The organism is Streptomyces sp. BK79 (assembly GCF_044142145.1).
Taxonomy (GTDB): domain Bacteria; phylum Actinomycetota; class Actinomycetes; order Streptomycetales; family Streptomycetaceae; genus Streptomyces.
In genome coordinates this window covers 34182-48340 of the sequence record NZ_JBHVOC010000005.1, presented here as the reverse complement: position 1 = coordinate 48340, position 14159 = coordinate 34182, and the positions used below count along the sequence as shown (strand labels likewise).

General features: G+C 72.8%; 16 protein-coding genes. 5 read left to right on the top strand and 11 right to left on the bottom strand.

What is annotated here, in order from left to right:
• The first annotated feature begins 34 nt into the window (after nucleotides 1-34).
• Entirely contained in the window at nucleotides 35-613 is a 579-nt protein-coding gene (locus tag ACFIF2_RS07430) for a tellurite resistance TerB family protein (protein ID WP_395571944.1), read from the top strand.
• Between the two features lie 70 nt (nucleotides 614-683).
• A complete protein-coding gene (locus tag ACFIF2_RS07425; RefSeq protein WP_395571712.1) occupies nucleotides 684-1652 on the top strand; it encodes an aminoglycoside phosphotransferase family protein in 969 nt (322 codons plus the stop codon).
• 30 nt (nucleotides 1653-1682) lie between these two features.
• Here ACFIF2_RS07425 and paaE read toward each other — a convergent pair whose 3' ends face one another.
• The 5 genes from paaE to paaA are packed head-to-tail and all read right to left on the bottom strand — an operon-like array spanning nucleotide 1683 to nucleotide 5420.
• Entirely contained in the window at nucleotides 1683-2807 is a 1125-nt protein-coding gene (paaE, locus tag ACFIF2_RS07420) for a 1,2-phenylacetyl-CoA epoxidase subunit PaaE (protein ID WP_395571711.1), read from the bottom strand.
• Nucleotides 2807-3322: a 1,2-phenylacetyl-CoA epoxidase subunit PaaD gene (paaD, locus tag ACFIF2_RS07415; protein WP_395571710.1), complete on the bottom strand. Its 516-nt coding sequence runs from the start codon at nucleotides 3320-3322 to the stop codon at nucleotides 2807-2809. Before paaD ends, paaE begins: the two co-directional genes overlap by 1 nt.
• Complete coding sequence (paaC, locus tag ACFIF2_RS07410) at nucleotides 3316-4143, bottom strand: 1,2-phenylacetyl-CoA epoxidase subunit PaaC (protein ID WP_395571709.1); 828 nt, start codon at nucleotides 4141-4143, stop codon at nucleotides 3316-3318. Before paaC ends, paaD begins: the two co-directional genes overlap by 7 nt.
• Before the next feature lie 9 nt (nucleotides 4144-4152).
• Nucleotides 4153-4446, bottom strand: a complete 294-nt coding sequence (gene paaB / locus ACFIF2_RS07405; RefSeq protein WP_279562929.1) for a 1,2-phenylacetyl-CoA epoxidase subunit PaaB — start codon at nucleotides 4444-4446, stop codon at nucleotides 4153-4155.
• Complete coding sequence (gene paaA, locus ACFIF2_RS07400) at nucleotides 4443-5420, bottom strand: 1,2-phenylacetyl-CoA epoxidase subunit PaaA (protein ID WP_395571708.1); 978 nt, start codon at nucleotides 5418-5420, stop codon at nucleotides 4443-4445. The genes paaB and paaA overlap by 4 nt, the downstream gene beginning before the upstream one ends.
• A gap of 178 nt (nucleotides 5421-5598) precedes the next feature.
• Between paaA and paaI the strand changes: the two genes are divergently transcribed.
• The 3 genes from paaI (at nucleotide 5599) to ACFIF2_RS07385 (ending at nucleotide 8816) form a co-directional block, all read left to right on the top strand.
• Nucleotides 5599-6048: a hydroxyphenylacetyl-CoA thioesterase PaaI gene (gene paaI / locus ACFIF2_RS07395; RefSeq protein WP_395571943.1), complete on the top strand. Its 450-nt coding sequence runs from the start codon at nucleotides 5599-5601 to the stop codon at nucleotides 6046-6048.
• Nucleotides 6045-7391: a phenylacetate--CoA ligase PaaK gene (gene paaK, locus ACFIF2_RS07390; protein WP_395571707.1), complete on the top strand. Its 1347-nt coding sequence runs from the start codon at nucleotides 6045-6047 to the stop codon at nucleotides 7389-7391. The genes paaI and paaK overlap by 4 nt, the downstream gene beginning before the upstream one ends.
• A 126-nt stretch (nucleotides 7392-7517) precedes the next feature.
• On the top strand, nucleotides 7518-8816 hold the full coding sequence (locus ACFIF2_RS07385; protein WP_395571706.1) for a flavin-containing monooxygenase: 1299 nt from the start codon (nucleotides 7518-7520) through the stop codon (nucleotides 8814-8816).
• A gap of 102 nt (nucleotides 8817-8918) precedes the next feature.
• Here the strand turns inward: ACFIF2_RS07385 and ACFIF2_RS07380 are convergent, their stop codons facing one another.
• The 6 genes from ACFIF2_RS07380 to ACFIF2_RS07355 form a co-directional block, all read right to left on the bottom strand.
• A complete protein-coding gene (locus tag ACFIF2_RS07380; protein WP_395571705.1) occupies nucleotides 8919-10046 on the bottom strand; it encodes a tryptophan dimethylallyltransferase family protein in 1128 nt (375 codons plus the stop codon).
• Nucleotides 10047-10253: 207 nt separating this feature from the next.
• Nucleotides 10254-11600 (bottom strand): cytochrome P450, encoded by a 1347-nt coding sequence (locus tag ACFIF2_RS07375; protein ID WP_395571704.1) that lies wholly within the window; start codon nucleotides 11598-11600, stop codon nucleotides 10254-10256.
• A 15-nt stretch (nucleotides 11601-11615) separates the two neighbouring features.
• Entirely contained in the window at nucleotides 11616-12209 is a 594-nt protein-coding gene (locus ACFIF2_RS07370; RefSeq protein ID WP_395571703.1) for a GTP-binding protein, read from the bottom strand.
• Complete coding sequence (locus tag ACFIF2_RS07365; protein WP_395571702.1) at nucleotides 12184-12561, bottom strand: DUF742 domain-containing protein; 378 nt, start codon at nucleotides 12559-12561, stop codon at nucleotides 12184-12186. The genes ACFIF2_RS07370 and ACFIF2_RS07365 overlap by 26 nt, the downstream gene beginning before the upstream one ends.
• On the bottom strand, nucleotides 12558-12959 hold the full coding sequence (locus ACFIF2_RS07360; RefSeq protein WP_395571701.1) for a roadblock/LC7 domain-containing protein: 402 nt from the start codon (nucleotides 12957-12959) through the stop codon (nucleotides 12558-12560). The genes ACFIF2_RS07365 and ACFIF2_RS07360 overlap by 4 nt, the downstream gene beginning before the upstream one ends.
• Complete coding sequence (locus ACFIF2_RS07355) at nucleotides 12956-14128, bottom strand: sensor histidine kinase (protein WP_395571700.1); 1173 nt, start codon at nucleotides 14126-14128, stop codon at nucleotides 12956-12958. The genes ACFIF2_RS07360 and ACFIF2_RS07355 overlap by 4 nt, the downstream gene beginning before the upstream one ends.
• Between the last annotated feature and the right edge of the window lie 31 nt (nucleotides 14129-14159).

Sequence of the window (14159 nt, the reverse complement as noted above, 5' to 3'; positions counted from 1 at the left end):
ATACGCAGCAGCAACAGAAGCCGAGGTGGCACGAGTGGCGATGTGGGACAAGATCAAGGACCAGGCCAAGACCTTCCAGCAGTCCCAGGGCACTCGGGGAGCGAGCGGCCCCGGGCAGGCGCCGCTGGGACAGCAGGGGTCCGGCCGGCCGGGCTCGTCCTCCTCGGGCGGCTCCAAGGCCCAGTTGATCGGCCTGTTCAAGACCCAGCTCGCGTCGGTCAAGACCGAGCTGAAGAGCGGCGCCTACCGGGACGCCAGCATGGCCATGTGCGCGCTGGTCGCCGCGGCCGACGGACGCGTGGAGCCCGCGGAGCGGCAGCGCGTCGAGGAGCTGATCGTCTCCAACGAGGTTCTGCAGAACTTCCCCGCGGACCAGCTCCGTCAGCTGTTCAACCAGCACGTGGACAAGCTCATCGGCAACTTCGAGCTGGGCCGGAGCGAGGCCCTCCAGGTGATCGCGAAGGCCGCCAAGAAGCCCGCGGAGGCCCGGGCCGTCGTCCAGACCGGCATGGTCGTCGCCGGGGCCGACGGGGTGTTCGAGGCGTCCGAGCAGTACGCGATCCGGGAGGCCTGCACCGCGCTCGGCCTGTCCCCGACCGAGTTCGGCGTCTGACCCCTCGGGCCCGCCGCCCCCTCGGGAATGCGGTTGACGTGCGTCGGCGGCGAAAGGTCGGATGGGGCCCATGGGTTCAGGTCCGACGCGTCCCGACACACACTCCGTCGACGACCGCCTGGTACGGCGCCTGGTCGCCGGACGGTTCCCGCGGTGGGCGGACCTGCCGCTCGTCCGCTTCCCGTCCGGCGGCACGGTCAACGCGATGTACCGGCTGGGCGACGACATGGTCGTACGGCTGCCCCTGATCGAGGGCGGGGCCGGTGACGTGCCGACGGAGCGGGTGTGGTTGCCGCGTCTGTCGTCCCGGCTGCCCGTCGCGATCCCCGAGGTGCTCGGGGAGGGGGAGCCCGCCGAGGGGTATCCGTGGCCGTGGTCGGTGTACCGCTGGCTGCCCGGCCGGATCCCGGAGGCCGGTGCCCTGGCCGAACCCGTGCCGCTCGCCCGGGATCTGGCCGGGTTCGTGGCCGCGATGCGCGAGGTCGCCCTGCCCGGTGCGCCGGTCGCCCATCGCGGCGGGCCGCTTTCCACCCTCGACGCGGAGACCCGGGACGCCCTCGGGCGGTTGCGGGACCTGCCCGGGGAACGGGTCGACTGCGACGCGCTGACCGCCGTGTGGGAGGACGCGCTGCGGGCCCCGGCGTGGGACGGTCCGCCGGTGTGGCTGCACGCCGACCTGATGCCGGGCAATCTGCTGGTGGACGGGGGCCGGCTGTCCGCGGTGATCGACTTCGGGTGCACGGGGGTGGGCGATCCGGCCTGCGACCTCTTCCCTGCGTGGAACCTGCTGCCGCCCGAGGGGCGTGCGGTCTTCCGCGAGGCGCTCGGCGTGGACGACGCCACCTGGCGGCGCGGCCGGGGGCGCACGCTCTCCCAGGCGGTGATCGCGCTCCCGCACTACTGGCGGACCAACCCCGCGATGGCCGGCAACGCCCGCCACGTCATCCGGGCGGTGCTGGCGGAAGTGGACCGCTGGAGGCCGGTCCCCGGACAGTCGGCCGCGCGGTCCCTTGACGGGCCACGCGACAACCCCGCCTGAGCCCCGCGCCGGAGGCGGGGTGACGTCGCCTCAGCTGTCGTAGTCCACCGTCAGCTTCTCCGAGACCGGGTACGACTGACAGGTCAGCACGTATCCGGCGTCCACCTCGGCCGCCTCCAGGGCGAAGTTGCGGCGCATGTCCGCGCGGCCCTCGGTGACCTGGGCCCGGCAGGTGCCGCAGACGCCGCCCTTGCAGGCGAAGGGCAGGTCGGGCCGGGTCTGCTGGGCCCCGTCGAGGATGGTCCGCTCCCGGGAGAGCGCGGCGGTGGTGGAGCGGCCGTCCAGGGTGACGGTGACCTCGCTGACGGGCCCCCGCGGGCCGGCCTCCTCGTGGTGGACCTCCCGCACGGGCTCGTCGTCGGCGAAGAACAGCTCCCGGTGGACGCGGTCCGCCGGGACGCCGAGGCCGGCCAGGACCTGTTGGGCGTCGGCGACCATGCCCTGCGGGCCGCACAGCCACCAGTGGTCCGCGCTCCGCACGTCCACCAGGGCTCCGACCAGCGCCGAGAGCCGTTCCGCGTCCAGGCGGCCGGAGAGGACCTCGGCCTCCCGGGGCTCGCGGGAGAGCACGTGCGCCAGGTGGAAGCGGGTCGGGTGCAGGTCCTTGAGGTCGGCCAGCTCGTCGGCGAACATCACCGTGTCGGTGCGGCGGTTGCCGTAGAAGAGGGTGACGGCCGAGCGGTCGTCGGCGGCGAGCACCGACTCGGCGATGGACACCATCGGGGTGATGCCGGAGCCGGCCGCGATCAGCACGTGGTGCCCCGGAGCGGTCAGGTCGGGCGTGAAGAAGCCGGTGGGCGCCATCACCTCGACGGTGTCGCCCGCACGCACCTCGTTCACCAGCCACGACGAGAACAGACCGCCCGGCACCACCCGCACACCGATGCGCAGGGCCGCGCCGGCCGGCGCGCAGATCGAGTACGAGCGGCGCTCGTCCCGGCCGTCGACCTCGCGCCGCAGGGTGAGCGACTGGCCGGGGGCGAAGGCGAACTCCTCGGCCAGCGCGTCCGGGATCTCGAAGCTCACGGCCGCCGCGTCCGCGCACAGCCGTTCGACGGCGGCGACGCGCAGGCGGTGGAAGGCGGGACGGCGCCGGGTGCGCGCCGGCCGCGCCGGGCCGGACGTGGTCGCCGAGGCGGGGGCGGTCGGGGCCATCAGATCTCCTTGACGTACTCGAACGGCTCGCGGCAGGCCCGGCAGCGCCACAGCGCCTTGCAGGACGTGGCGGCGAAGCGGGAGGTCTCCTCGGTGTCCGCCGAGCCGCAGCGGGGGCAGGGCACCGCGGGCCGGGTGGGCGACAGCACGAGCGGGACCGGGCCGCGGGGTGCGGCACCCGGCGGGGCGATGCCGTGCTCGGTGAGCTTGCGGCGGCCGGACTCGGTGATCCAGTCACTGGTCCAGGGCGGGTCGAGAACCGTGCGGATCTCCACGCGCGCGTACCCCGCCGCCCGCAGTCGCGCGGCGACGTCCGCCCGCATCTCGGCCATGGCCGGGCATCCCGAGTAGGTGGGGGTGAGACGCGCGACCACCGTGCCGTCCCCGGTCACCTCGACACCGCGCAGCACGCCGAGGTCGGCGAGGGTCAGCATGGGCAGCTCGGGGTCGGGCACCTGCTCGGCGACGTGCCGGGCGCGGTGGGCGTCCAGAGCCGCGAGGCCGCCGGTCACCATGTCGCGTCCGGGTGCGCGCGGGCGACGCCCTGCAACTCCGCGAGGAGCGGCGCCAGATGCCCGGTGTGCTCGCCGGCGCGGCCGGACCCGGACAGCGGACGGTACACCGGCAGGGTCAGTCCGGCCGCCTCGGTGACCTGGCGCAGGTCGTCGGCGACCTCGTCCCGTGCGTCGTACGCGGTGTGCAGTTCGCCGAGGTACGGGGCGACCCGCTCCAGCGCCGCGCGCATCCTGCGGTGCGACTCGTCCGTCCCGTCCCCCAGGCGCACGGCCCACTCGGCGGCGTACTGCCGGTGGTACGTCAGCTCCTTGACGCCCTTGGCCGCGACCGCCGCGAGGACCGGGTCCGGGTGGTCCGCCAGCCGCTGGAAGTGGGCCAGGCGCCAGCTCGACAGCACCAGCAGCCTGACGATCTCGAACGCGAAGTCGTCGCGGGGCAGTTCCGCCAGGCGGACGTTGCGGAAGTCGGCGGCGTCCCGGAAGTAGGCGTAGGCGTCCTCGTCCCGGCCGGTGCCGTCGGCCTGACCGGCCCGGGAGTAGAGGAGACGGGCCTGGCCGAGGAGGTCGAGGCCGATGTTGGCCAGCGCCACCTCCTCCTCCAGCTCCGGCGCGCGGGTGACCCACTCGGCGAGGCGCTGCGCCGCGATCAGGGCGTCGTCGGCGAGCGCCACGCAGGCTGCGGCCAGTTCACCGGCGTCGACGCCGTCGGGCACGGTGGTGTCCACGCCGTGCAGCGGGTCCTCGAAGCCGGTGCCGTAGGCCCAGCGGGTGTCGTCGTCGTGCCCCTCGGCCAGGGTCAGGTAGACGTGGTCGTCACTCATGCCCTGCTCCTAGATGTGAGGGACGTCGTCGGGGATGTCGTAGAAGGTCGGGTGGCGGTACACCTTGTCGGCGCTGGGGGCGAAGAAGGGGTCCTTCTCGTCGCGGGTGGAGGCGGCGATGTGCTCGGAGCGCACGACCCAGATGCTCACGCCCTCGTTGCGCCGGGTGTAGAGGTCGCGGGCGTGGGTGAGGGCCATCGCGTCGTCGGCGGCGTGCAGCGAACCGACGTGGACGTGGTTGAGGCCGCGCTTGCCGCGCACGAAGACCTCGTACAGCGGCCAGCCCTGCTTCTCGGCGCTCATGCCGCCGCTCCCTTCTTCGCACGGGCTGCCTGCTTGGCGGCGTGGGCGGTGGCCGCCTCGCGCACCCAGGCGCCCTCCTCGTGGGCGGTGCGCCGCCGCTCGATCCGCTGCTCGTTGCACGGGCCGTCGCCCTGGATGACCCGCGTCAGCTCGTCCCAGTCGGGGGTGCCGAAGTCGTGGTGCCCGGTCTCCTCGTTCCAGCGCAGGTCGGGGTCGGGCAGGGTGACGCCGAGCTTCTCGGCCTGCGGGACGGTCATGTCGACGAAGCGGCGGCGCAGTTCGTCGTTGCTGTGGCGCTTGATCTTCCAGGCCATCGACCGCGCGGAGTTGGGCGAGGCGTCGTCGGGCGGGCCGAACATCATCAGGGACGGCCACCACCAGCGGTTCACCGCGTCCTGGACCATCGCGCGCTGGGCGGCGGTGCCGCGCATCATCGTCATCAGCAGCTCGTAGCCCTGCCGCTGGTGGAACGACTCCTCCTTGCAGATGCGCACCATGGAGCGGGCGTAGGGCCCGTAGGAACTGCGGCACAGGGGGACCTGGTTGCAGATCGCCGCGCCGTCCACGAACCAGCCGATCACGCCGACGTCGGCGAAGCTCAGCGTCGGGTAGTTGAAGATCGACGAGTACTTCTGGCGTCCCTCGATCAGCCGCTCGGTGAGGTCCGCGCGGTCCGCGCCGAGGGTCTCGGCCGCCGAGTACAGGTACAGCCCGTGGCCGGCCTCGTCCTGGACCTTGGCGAACAGGATCGCCTTGCGGCGCAGCGACGGCGCGCGGGTGATCCACTCACCCTCCGGCTGCATGCCGATGATCTCCGAGTGCGCGTGCTGGGCGATCTGCCGGATGAGCGTCTTCCGGTAACCCTCCGGCATCCAGTCGCGCGGCTCGACGCGCTGGTCGCGGGCGATCGTCGCGTCGAACTGCTCCTGGAGGTCCTCCGGGGGCGGCGCCTCGGCGGTGTCTGTCGTGGTCATCGTCACCAGCTTCCCAACCGACCATTCGTTCGGTACCAGTGTGACGCCTTTCCCGGCGCCGGGCAAGACCCGGGCGCCCGGCCGCCCGCACCCTTGACAGGCCGGCCGCGCGACTGGATTACTGGGCCCTGCCGCACGCTAACCGAATGGTCGGTCGGGAGACAGGGTGGTGGGACAGGTGTCACAGGCCACGGAGCCGACGCCCACGGAGGTCATGTTCACCGCGGACGAGGCGTCCCGCCGGCTGGGCATCGAACTGGTCGAGCACGGCGAGGGGACCGCCGCGGTCCGCATGACCGTCACCCCGGCGATGGTGAACGGGCACCGGATCGCCCACGGCGGCTACCTGTTCCTGCTCGCCGACACCGCCTTCGCCTGCGCCTGCAACAGCCACGGCCCCGTGACCGTCGCGGCCGGCGCCGACATCGTGTTCGTCGCCCCGGCCCGCGAGGGCGACGTGCTCGTGGCGCGGGCCGAGGAGCGCGCCCGGTTCGGCCGCAGCGGCGTCTACGACGTGACCGTGCGGCGCGGCGAAGAGGTGATCGCCGAGTTCCGCGGACGCAGCCGCAGCGTGCGGGACACCACCGCGCGCGGGACGCAGGGTACGACGACGAAGGAGTCGCGATGAGCAGCGAGCCGACGACCGGGGCGGCCCCCGCGCCCCGCCGGGGCGAACCCCTCCCCCACGACCTGCTGGACAGCGCCGAGCGGCTGTCCCGCCAGGAGCTGGCGCGGCTCCAGCTCGACCGGCTGCGCGCGACCCTGCGGCACGCCTACGACAACGTGGAGCTGTACCGGAAGAAGTTCGACGCCGCGGGGGTGAGGCCGGACGACTGCCGGAGCCTGGCGGACCTGTCCAGGTTCCCCTTCACCACGAAGGCGGATCTGCGGGACACCTACCCCTTCGGCATGTTCGCCGTCCCGATGGCCGACGTACGGCGGGTGCACGCCTCCAGCGGCACCACCGGGCGGGCCACGGTGGTCGGTTACACGGACGGCGACCTGTCCATGTGGGCGGACGTCGTCGCCCGTTCGATCCGGGCCGCGGGCGGCCGGCCCGGCCACAAGGTGCACATCTCCTACGGCTACGGCCTGTTCACCGGCGGCCTGGGCGCGCACTACGGTGCCGAGCGCGCCGGGTGCACGGTGATCCCCGCCTCCGGCGGCATGACGGCCCGGCAGGTGCAGATCATCCAGGACTTCCGGCCCGAGATCATCATGGTGACCCCGTCCTACATGCTCACCCTGCTCGACGAGTTCGAGCGGCAGGGCGTCGATCCGCGTTCCACCTCCCTGAAGGTCGGCATCTTCGGCGCCGAGCCGTGGACCGAGGAGATGCGCCGCGAGATCGAGGAGCGCATGGACATCCACGCCGTCGACATATACGGCCTGTCCGAGGTGATCGGCCCCGGCGTGGCCCAGGAGTGCGTCGAGACCAAGGACGGACTGCACGTGTGGGAGGACCACTTCTACCCCGAGGTGGTCGACCCGCTCACGGACGCCGTGCTGGCCGAGGGCGAGGAGGGCGAGATCGTCTTCACCTCGCTCACCAAGGAGGCGCTCCCGGTCGTCCGCTACCGCACGCGGGACCTGTCCCGGCTGCTGCCGGGCACCGCGCGGCCCGCCTTCCGCCGGATGGCGAAGGTCACCGGCCGCTGCGACGACATGATCATCCTGCGCGGGGTGAACGTCTTCCCCACCCAGATCGAGGAGGTCGTGCTGCGGACGCCGGGCGTCGCGCCGCACTTCCAGATCCGGCTCACCGAGCGCGGCCGCATGGACCACATGACCGTGCGGGTGGAGGCCCGCCCCGACGCCGGCCCCGAGCAGCGGGACGCCGCCGCCCGGGCGATCGCGCGGGGCGTCAAGGACGGCGTGGGCGTCACCGTGGAGGTGGAGGTCGTCGCCCCGGACACGCTGGAGCGCTCGCTGGGCAAGCTCCGCCGGGTCAGCGACCTGCGCGGGACCTGACCGCCGACCGGGGAGAACGTGAGGACGGACACGTCCGTTCACCTCCCGTGCTGGTGTGCGGGGAGGTACGGATGGGCAGTGAATGCATGATCGGGGGAGGTTGAGTCCGTCCTGGGGGGAAATCCCGTGCGTGTGTGTGTGATCGGTGCCGGTCTGTCGGGGCTGGCGGTGGCCCATGCCCTGAAGCAGCGTGGCATCGGCTTCGTCTGTCTGGAGAAGGCGCCCGACGTCGGCGGGATCTGGCGCCAGCCGGAGGCCGGCGAGCGGGGCCCGGGATACGAGTCGCTGCACCTCAACACCGCCAAGCAGCTGACCGGTTACGCGGACTTCCCGATGCCGGAGTCCTACCCGCTCTATCCCCGGCACAGCCAGGTCGCCGCGTATCTGCGGTCCTTCGCCGACTGGACGGGCGTACGCGACCACGTGGAGCCGCGCACCGAGGTGCTGTCGGTGACGCGGGACGCGGACGGCCTGTGGACGGTCGTCAGCCGGGACGCGGCGGGAGTGCGGGCGTCGCGGCGGTTCGAGCGGGTGGTCGTCGCCTCGGGCCACCACACCGACCCCGCGCTGCCGGACCCGCTCCCGACGGGCGCCGACTCCTTCACCGGGTCGATCCTCCACTCCCTCGACTACCGAACGGGCGGTGACTTCGCCGGCCGGCGCGTCGTCGTGGTGGGTCTCGGCGCGTCGGCGGTGGACATCGCCGCGGATCTCTCGCGGAATGCCGAGCAGACCGTGCTCTCGGTGCGGCGGGGCCTGCACATCGTCCCCAAGCAGCTCTTCGGCATGTCGCTCGACGAGATCGCCGAGGCGCCCTGGTGGAACGAGATGTCCTTCGCCGAGCGGCGCCAGTGGGCCGAGCAGGCCCTGCTCGTCGCCCGCGGCAGGCTGGCGGACTACGGCCTGCCCGAGCCCGACCACCCGCTCTTCTCCTCGGCCGTGACCCTGTCCGACGAGATCCTGAGCCGCATCCGGCACGGCGCGGTGACCCCGAAGCCGGCGATCGCCTCCTTCGAGGGCGACCGGGTCGTCTTCACCGACGGCACCTCGGTGGCCGCGGACGCGGTCGTCTACTGCACCGGCTTCCACATGACCTTCCCGTTCCTGCCGGCCGGCTGCCCGGTGGCGGCGGACGGTTCGGTCGAGCTGTACCGGCGGGTCGTCCCGGCCGACCGGCCTGGCCTGTACTTCGTCGGGCTGGTCCGGCCCGTGGGCGCGATCACCCGGCTGGTGGAGGCCCAGGCGCGGTGGGTGGCGCGGCTCATCGACGGCGAGGCCACGCTGCCCGCGGCGGACGAGATGCGCGAGGAGATCAGCGCCTACCTCACCTCCATCGTCCAGCGTTACGGCCGCACCCAGGGCGCCTCGATCCAGGTCGACGTGGGTCCCTACCTGGCGGAGTTCCGCGAGTCCGTGCCCGTGTAGGAGGCGCCGGGCGCCGGGCGCCGTCACCGGCGTCCGGCGGCCACGCCCCGTCCGTGACCGGGGCTCCCGGCGCGTGCACCGGGAGCCCCGCGGGCGGTGCGCTCAGCGCACGGCGGCCGGTTCGCGGACCTCCGCCACGGCCGGCGGCCGGACCGCGTACGCCTCCGAGGAGAGGTACGCCGTCACCCGCGGCGGGCGGCCCTGCTGATGGGCCAGCGCCAGGTAGGCGATCAGCCCCACCCCGTCCTCGGGCCGCCGGTCGGTGAGAGCGGCCAGCGCGCGGGTGAGCGCCGAGGCGTCCATGCCGTACCGGCGCAGCACCCGCGTCGCCCGCGCCAGGGCCTCCCCGTCGTGCCGCGCGTAGTCCCGGACCGGGATGTGCAGGGTGAAACCGCTGGGCCGCGCGGCGGCGGCGTCGGTGAAGGAGTGGCAGGACAGGCCGGGCCGCCTGCTGAGCCCCGTCCCGTCCGGGGCGATGCCCGCGACCGTGCGGAAGAAGCCCTCGATCGTCGAGGCACTCGGCCCCGGGTCCATGCGGGACAGCCGGCCCGCGTGGGCCGCGGTGAGGTTGTCGTGGCGCACGTACACCTTGGCCCGGGGCTCCTCCCAGTCACCCAGGTCCAGGGCGAGGAAGGGGTACGCGCTGCCCTCGGGCAGGCCGGCGAAGGCCCGCCGGTGGCCCAGACGGTGCAGCGCCTCGCGCACCGTGGCGGCGGAACGCTCCGGCCCGTTCGCGGCCGGGTTGAGGTAGACCTTGACCTTGGGCACGCCGCCGGGGCCCAGTTCCAGCGCGCACCACAGGGCCAGCGGGCCGTGCGGGGAGACCGGCAGGAACAGGTCCTCGACCGCGTCGAGCGGGCCGGTCGAGAAGTGCCAGCGCCGCGCCATCGCCCGGATCGTCTCCAGCCCGGCACGGCCGTTGCGAACCAGGCTGTCTGCGCCGCAGCCCGGTTCCAGGAGCACCCGCAGCGCGGGGGCCGCGTCCGGCTGGAAGGAGAGGGAGAACTCCACCGGGGTGTGGTCGTCGGACAGGAAGGTGCGGGCGGGCGGCGGCAGGTGCAGCGACCGGTCGGCCACCGGGCCCAGGGAGTCCGTCAGCACGTCGGCGTAGGTCTCGGTGTCGGTGGCCGACAGGCCCGCGACCGGGCCGAGTCTTCGCAGCTGACCGCTGGTCAGGGCGCCGAGGGTCGCCGCGCTCCGTGGGCCGGCGCCCCTTGGTACGGCGGTCACCGGCCGGTCCCCGACCGGGGCCGCACAGAGCGATACCCGCCTGGCGGGGCGGGTATCGGGGGTTTCGGCGGCGGGAGAGCGGCGTTCGTGGATATGTGCTCCACGACACCTCCTTTTACTCGTAAGCAACTTGAATGCCGCGTTGCTCACTACCCGTGCCGTAGAACCTTCATGCGGAAGGGCCTGGTTGGGCGGGTGTTGCGCATGTCACCGTGTGAGCCAGTTGAGGAACTGGCTCCACATGCCGCTGCGTTCGGCCGGACGGGTCGCGCCCGCCGGCTCGCGCTCGGGCGCCGTGGCGTCCGGCCGCGGGTCCTGCCGGCGCCCGGACCGCGTCGGGGTGAAGCGGGCCGGCAGCGTCGCCAGGGCCCGGTTGAAGGGCCCCGGACGCCACGTCAGGCTGTCCTCGGGGACGGCGAGTTCGACGTCCGGCAGCTCGTTGAAGAGGTGCTCGATGGCGGTGACGGTGATGTGCCGGGCCGGTTCCTTCGACGGGCAGGCGTGCGGCCCCGCGCTCCAGGCCAGGTGCGCGCGGTTGCTGCCGGCCTGGCGCGAGGCCCTGAGGGCCGGTCCGGTGTTGGCCGCGGCGAAGCTGACCAGGACCAGGTCGCCGGCCTGGAGGTGCTGTCCGGCGAGTTCCGTGTCGGTGGCCGGGTAGTGCGGCGCGTAGTTCGACATCGGCGGGTTCTCCCACAACGTGTCGTCGAGGGCCTCGTCGATCAGGCCGCCCTCGCGGGCGTACCGGTCGTGGGTGAGGAGCCGGTGCAGGGTGTTGCCGATGAGGTTGCGCAGCGGCTCGGCGCCCGCACCCAGCAGCAGGGCGAGCTGGTGGACCATCTCCTCGTCGGTGAGCCGCGCCTCGTGCTTCATCAGCCAGGAGGTGACGTCGTCGCCGGGCTTGCTCCGCTTGAGCGCGACCAGCTCGCCCACCGCCTGGAACAGCACCGCGGTGGCCTTCTCGGCGTTGACGCCGTCGAACATGCCGGAGATGCCGAACAGCACCCGGTCGCCGATGTCGGCGGGGCAGCCGAAGAGTTCGTTGAACACGAACAGCGGGAGCTGCCGGGCGTAGTCGCCGAGCAGGTCCGCCGAACCGCGGCCGCCGAACTGGGAGATGAGGTAGCCGGAGATCTGCTCGGTGCTGCGGCTCAGCCGGCGCGTGTCCACCCGCGCCATGCTGTCGGTGACCGCCTGCCGCAGCCTGAGGTGGTCGGCGCCGTCGGCGAACATGCAGTTGGGCCGGTAGGCGAGCAGCGGCGCGACGGGGCTGTCGGGGCCCACCTTGCCCTCGTTGAAGGCCCGCCAGCGACGCGCGTCCTTGCGGAAGGAGCCGGAGTCCTGGAGGAGTTGCAGGGCCGCCGCGTAGTCCGTGACCAGGGTCGCCTCGACGCCGGGGGCCAGCTCGACGGGGGCGGCGGCGCCGTAGTGCCGCAGGTACTCGTAGTAGGCCTGGGGGTCGGCGGCGAACTCCGGTCCGTGCAGCGGCACCCGGGCGCCGGAGCCGTGGGCCGGGCACCCCGGCGGGGGCACCGGGGCGGTGTCGTGGGCGTTCATGTGTGCTCCCAGCTCCTAGCGGGTGCGGTCCAGCAGGTAGCGGACGAGGGTGGTCAGCGCGGCGGCCGAGGACTTCTCGTCACGGGCGTCGCAGGTGACGACGGGGGTGTCGTCGAGCAGGTCGAGGGCCTCGCGCAGCGCCTGTTCGTCGCGCGGCGGCGCGCCGTCGAAGTGGTTGACGGCGATGGCGTAGTCGAGGCCGTAGTGCTCGATGAGGTCGATGACCGGGAAGGAGTCCGCCAGCCGCTCGGGGTCGACCAGCACCAGGGCGCCGAGCGCGCCGCGGGCCATGTCCTCCCACATCTGCACGAAGCGCTGCTGGCCGGGGGTGCCGAAGAGGTAGAGCACGACGCGCTCGCTGATGGTGAGGCGGCCGAAGTCCATGGCGACGGTGGTGGTGGTCTTGCCCTGGACGCCCTTGAGGTCGTCGACCGACTCGGCGGCCTGCGTCATCGTCTCCTCGGTGGACAGCGGCTCGATCTCCGAGATGGAGCCGATGAGGGTGGTCTTGCCCACCGCGAAGTGCCCGACGACGAGGATCTTCACCGCGGTCTGGGTCGCCCCGCCGCGTACGTAGTCCCGTTCACCCAAACTTGGCGCGGAGCCCATTGAGCACCTCCTCCAGGATCTCCTTGTCGGCCAGGCGGGCGCGGGCCACCGGCGGACGGGTCGTGAGGTGGCCGCCTTCCATGAGGGAGGCCAGCAGGATGCGCACCACGCCCAGCGGGAAGTGGGTGTGCCCCGCGATCTCGGCGACCGAGAGGTAGCCGGCGGAACAGAGGTCCAGCAGGCTCTGTTCCTCGGGGGACAGCCGTGCCGGCCGCCGGGCATCCCCCTCGGCCGCGGTGACCAGGGTGATGAGGGAGAGATGGTCCTCGTCGGGCAGGCCGCGGCCCTTGGTGATGACGTACGGGCGTACTAATTCGGCGGCCTCCGGCTCCCAGCCGTCGCGGCCGGTCATGAGCTGGGGCCGAGGTTCTCGCGCGGCGGTGTCGTCAGCCGCTTGCCGAGCTGGGCCACGAGCTGCTGCATCCGGAAGGTGATGTCCGCCATGTCGACGTCCGGGGAGGCCGAGACGCCGAGGTAGGCACCCTCGCCGGCCGAGATCAGGAACACCCAGCCGCCGTCGAACTCGACCAGGGTCTGCCGCCACGCCTGGTGGGGGTCCTCACAGAAGAACGCGAGCGTCCGGCTGAGCGACTGCACCCCGCTCATCGCGGCGGCGACCCGGTCCGCGTCGTCCTTGTCGAAGTCCTGCGTCCGGGCCATCAGCAGTCCGTCGGCCGATATCAGGACCGCGTGCAGGGCCCCGGGAATCTCCAGGGCGCTGTCGAGCATCCATGACAGATCGTCGTTCACGAGTCCTCATGTCCTTCTCTGCTTGCACCAGGTGTTCTGCTCGTCCGGTCCGTGTCCCCCGGCCGGGTGACGCGGCCGGTCTGTGTCCCCCGCTGGAAGGCGGCCATGACCTGCGCCTGCTCGGAGTCGGTGCGGGCGGCGGGGCGCGGGGTGGAGGCGCTGCCGGGCACGATGGCCATGGGGCGTTTGCGGCGCCGCCGGGGCAGGCCGTCGCTGGTCTCGGAGGGGGCGAGCGCGCTCTCCGGTCCACCGTCCTGGCCCGGCCGGACCGTGCCTCGGGTGGTGGGGGCGGGTGTCTTCTTCTCCGGCATGGCGGTGAGCAGTTCGTGCGGCAGCAGGACCACCGCGCGCACGCCTCCGTAGGGTGAGGAGGAGTCCACCGACACCTCGAAGCCGAAGCGCTCGCACAGCAGGCCGATGACCGCGAAGCCGAACTGCGGCGGGTTCCCGAGCCCGGCCACGCCCGTGGCCCGCTCGGTGACGAGGAGCTTGTCGGCGCGGGCGCGCTCCTCGTCGCTCATGCCGACACCGGCGTCGTCGACGACGACGCAGATGCCCTTGGGCACGGTCCGGATGTTGATCTCTACGACGGTGTCCGGGCTGGAGTAGCTGGTGGCGTTGTCGAGCAGCTCGGCGAGGGCCAGGGCGACGGGTTCGACGGCCCGGCTGGTGATGCCGAAGTCGACCTGGGAGAGGATCTCCACGCGGCGGAAGTGCCGGATGCGGCCCTGGGCGCTGCGGACCACGTCGTACACCGAGGCGGTGTCGCGCCGGCCGCCCAGCCAGCCGTCGCACAGGACCGCGATGGACTGCGCGCGCCGGCCGAACTGCGAGTTGGTGTGGTCGATCTCCAGCAGGTCCTGGAGGAGGGCCGAGTCACCGTACTTGGTCTGCAGCCGGGTCAGGACCAGCTGCTGTTCGGCGGCGAGGCCCTGAAGGGTGCGCATGGCCGACTTCAGGACGGTCTTGGTCTCGTCCTCGGCCCGTTCCTGAGCCGCTCGCACGGACTTCCCGTAATCGTTCTCCAGCTCCGTGTAGTGGTCCCGGAGCCCCTGGACCTCCTGCCGCAACGCCCGGGCCGCCCTGCGCTGGCGGCCGATGAGCGCGGCGGCGGCGACGAGGGCGACGAGCAGGACCCAGAGCAATGGGTTCCCTGTGTATTCCGTCATAAGACTCTCTTCAGGCGACTGAAGGCCGGCG

What these genes read in the sequence shown, in the direction of transcription:
- paaD (WP_395571710.1), bottom strand. Translation starts at nt 3,322, where the DNA reads ATGGTGACCGGCGGCCTCGCGGCTCTGGACGCCCACCGCGCCCGGCAC.
- ACFIF2_RS07375 (WP_395571704.1), bottom strand. Translation starts at nt 11,600, where the DNA reads ATGAACGCCCACGACACCGCCCCGGTGCCCCCGCCGGGGTGCCCGGCC.
- paaK (WP_395571707.1), top strand. Translation starts at nt 6,045, where the DNA reads ATGAGCAGCGAGCCGACGACCGGGGCGGCCCCCGCGCCCCGCCGGGGC.
- ACFIF2_RS07355 (WP_395571700.1), bottom strand. Translation starts at nt 14,128, where the DNA reads ATGACGGAATACACAGGGAACCCATTGCTCTGGGTCCTGCTCGTCGCC.
- paaE (WP_395571711.1), bottom strand. Translation starts at nt 2,807, where the DNA reads ATGGCCCCGACCGCCCCCGCCTCGGCGACCACGTCCGGCCCGGCGCGG.
- ACFIF2_RS07365 (WP_395571702.1), bottom strand. Translation starts at nt 12,561, where the DNA reads ATGACCGGCCGCGACGGCTGGGAGCCGGAGGCCGCCGAATTAGTACGC.
- paaA (WP_395571708.1), bottom strand. Translation starts at nt 5,420, where the DNA reads ATGACCACGACAGACACCGCCGAGGCGCCGCCCCCGGAGGACCTCCAG.
- paaB (WP_279562929.1), bottom strand. Translation starts at nt 4,446, where the DNA reads ATGAGCGCCGAGAAGCAGGGCTGGCCGCTGTACGAGGTCTTCGTGCGC.
- ACFIF2_RS07425 (WP_395571712.1), top strand. Translation starts at nt 684, where the DNA reads ATGGGTTCAGGTCCGACGCGTCCCGACACACACTCCGTCGACGACCGC.
- paaC (WP_395571709.1), bottom strand. Translation starts at nt 4,143, where the DNA reads ATGAGTGACGACCACGTCTACCTGACCCTGGCCGAGGGGCACGACGAC.
- ACFIF2_RS07370 (WP_395571703.1), bottom strand. Translation starts at nt 12,209, where the DNA reads ATGGGCTCCGCGCCAAGTTTGGGTGAACGGGACTACGTACGCGGCGGG.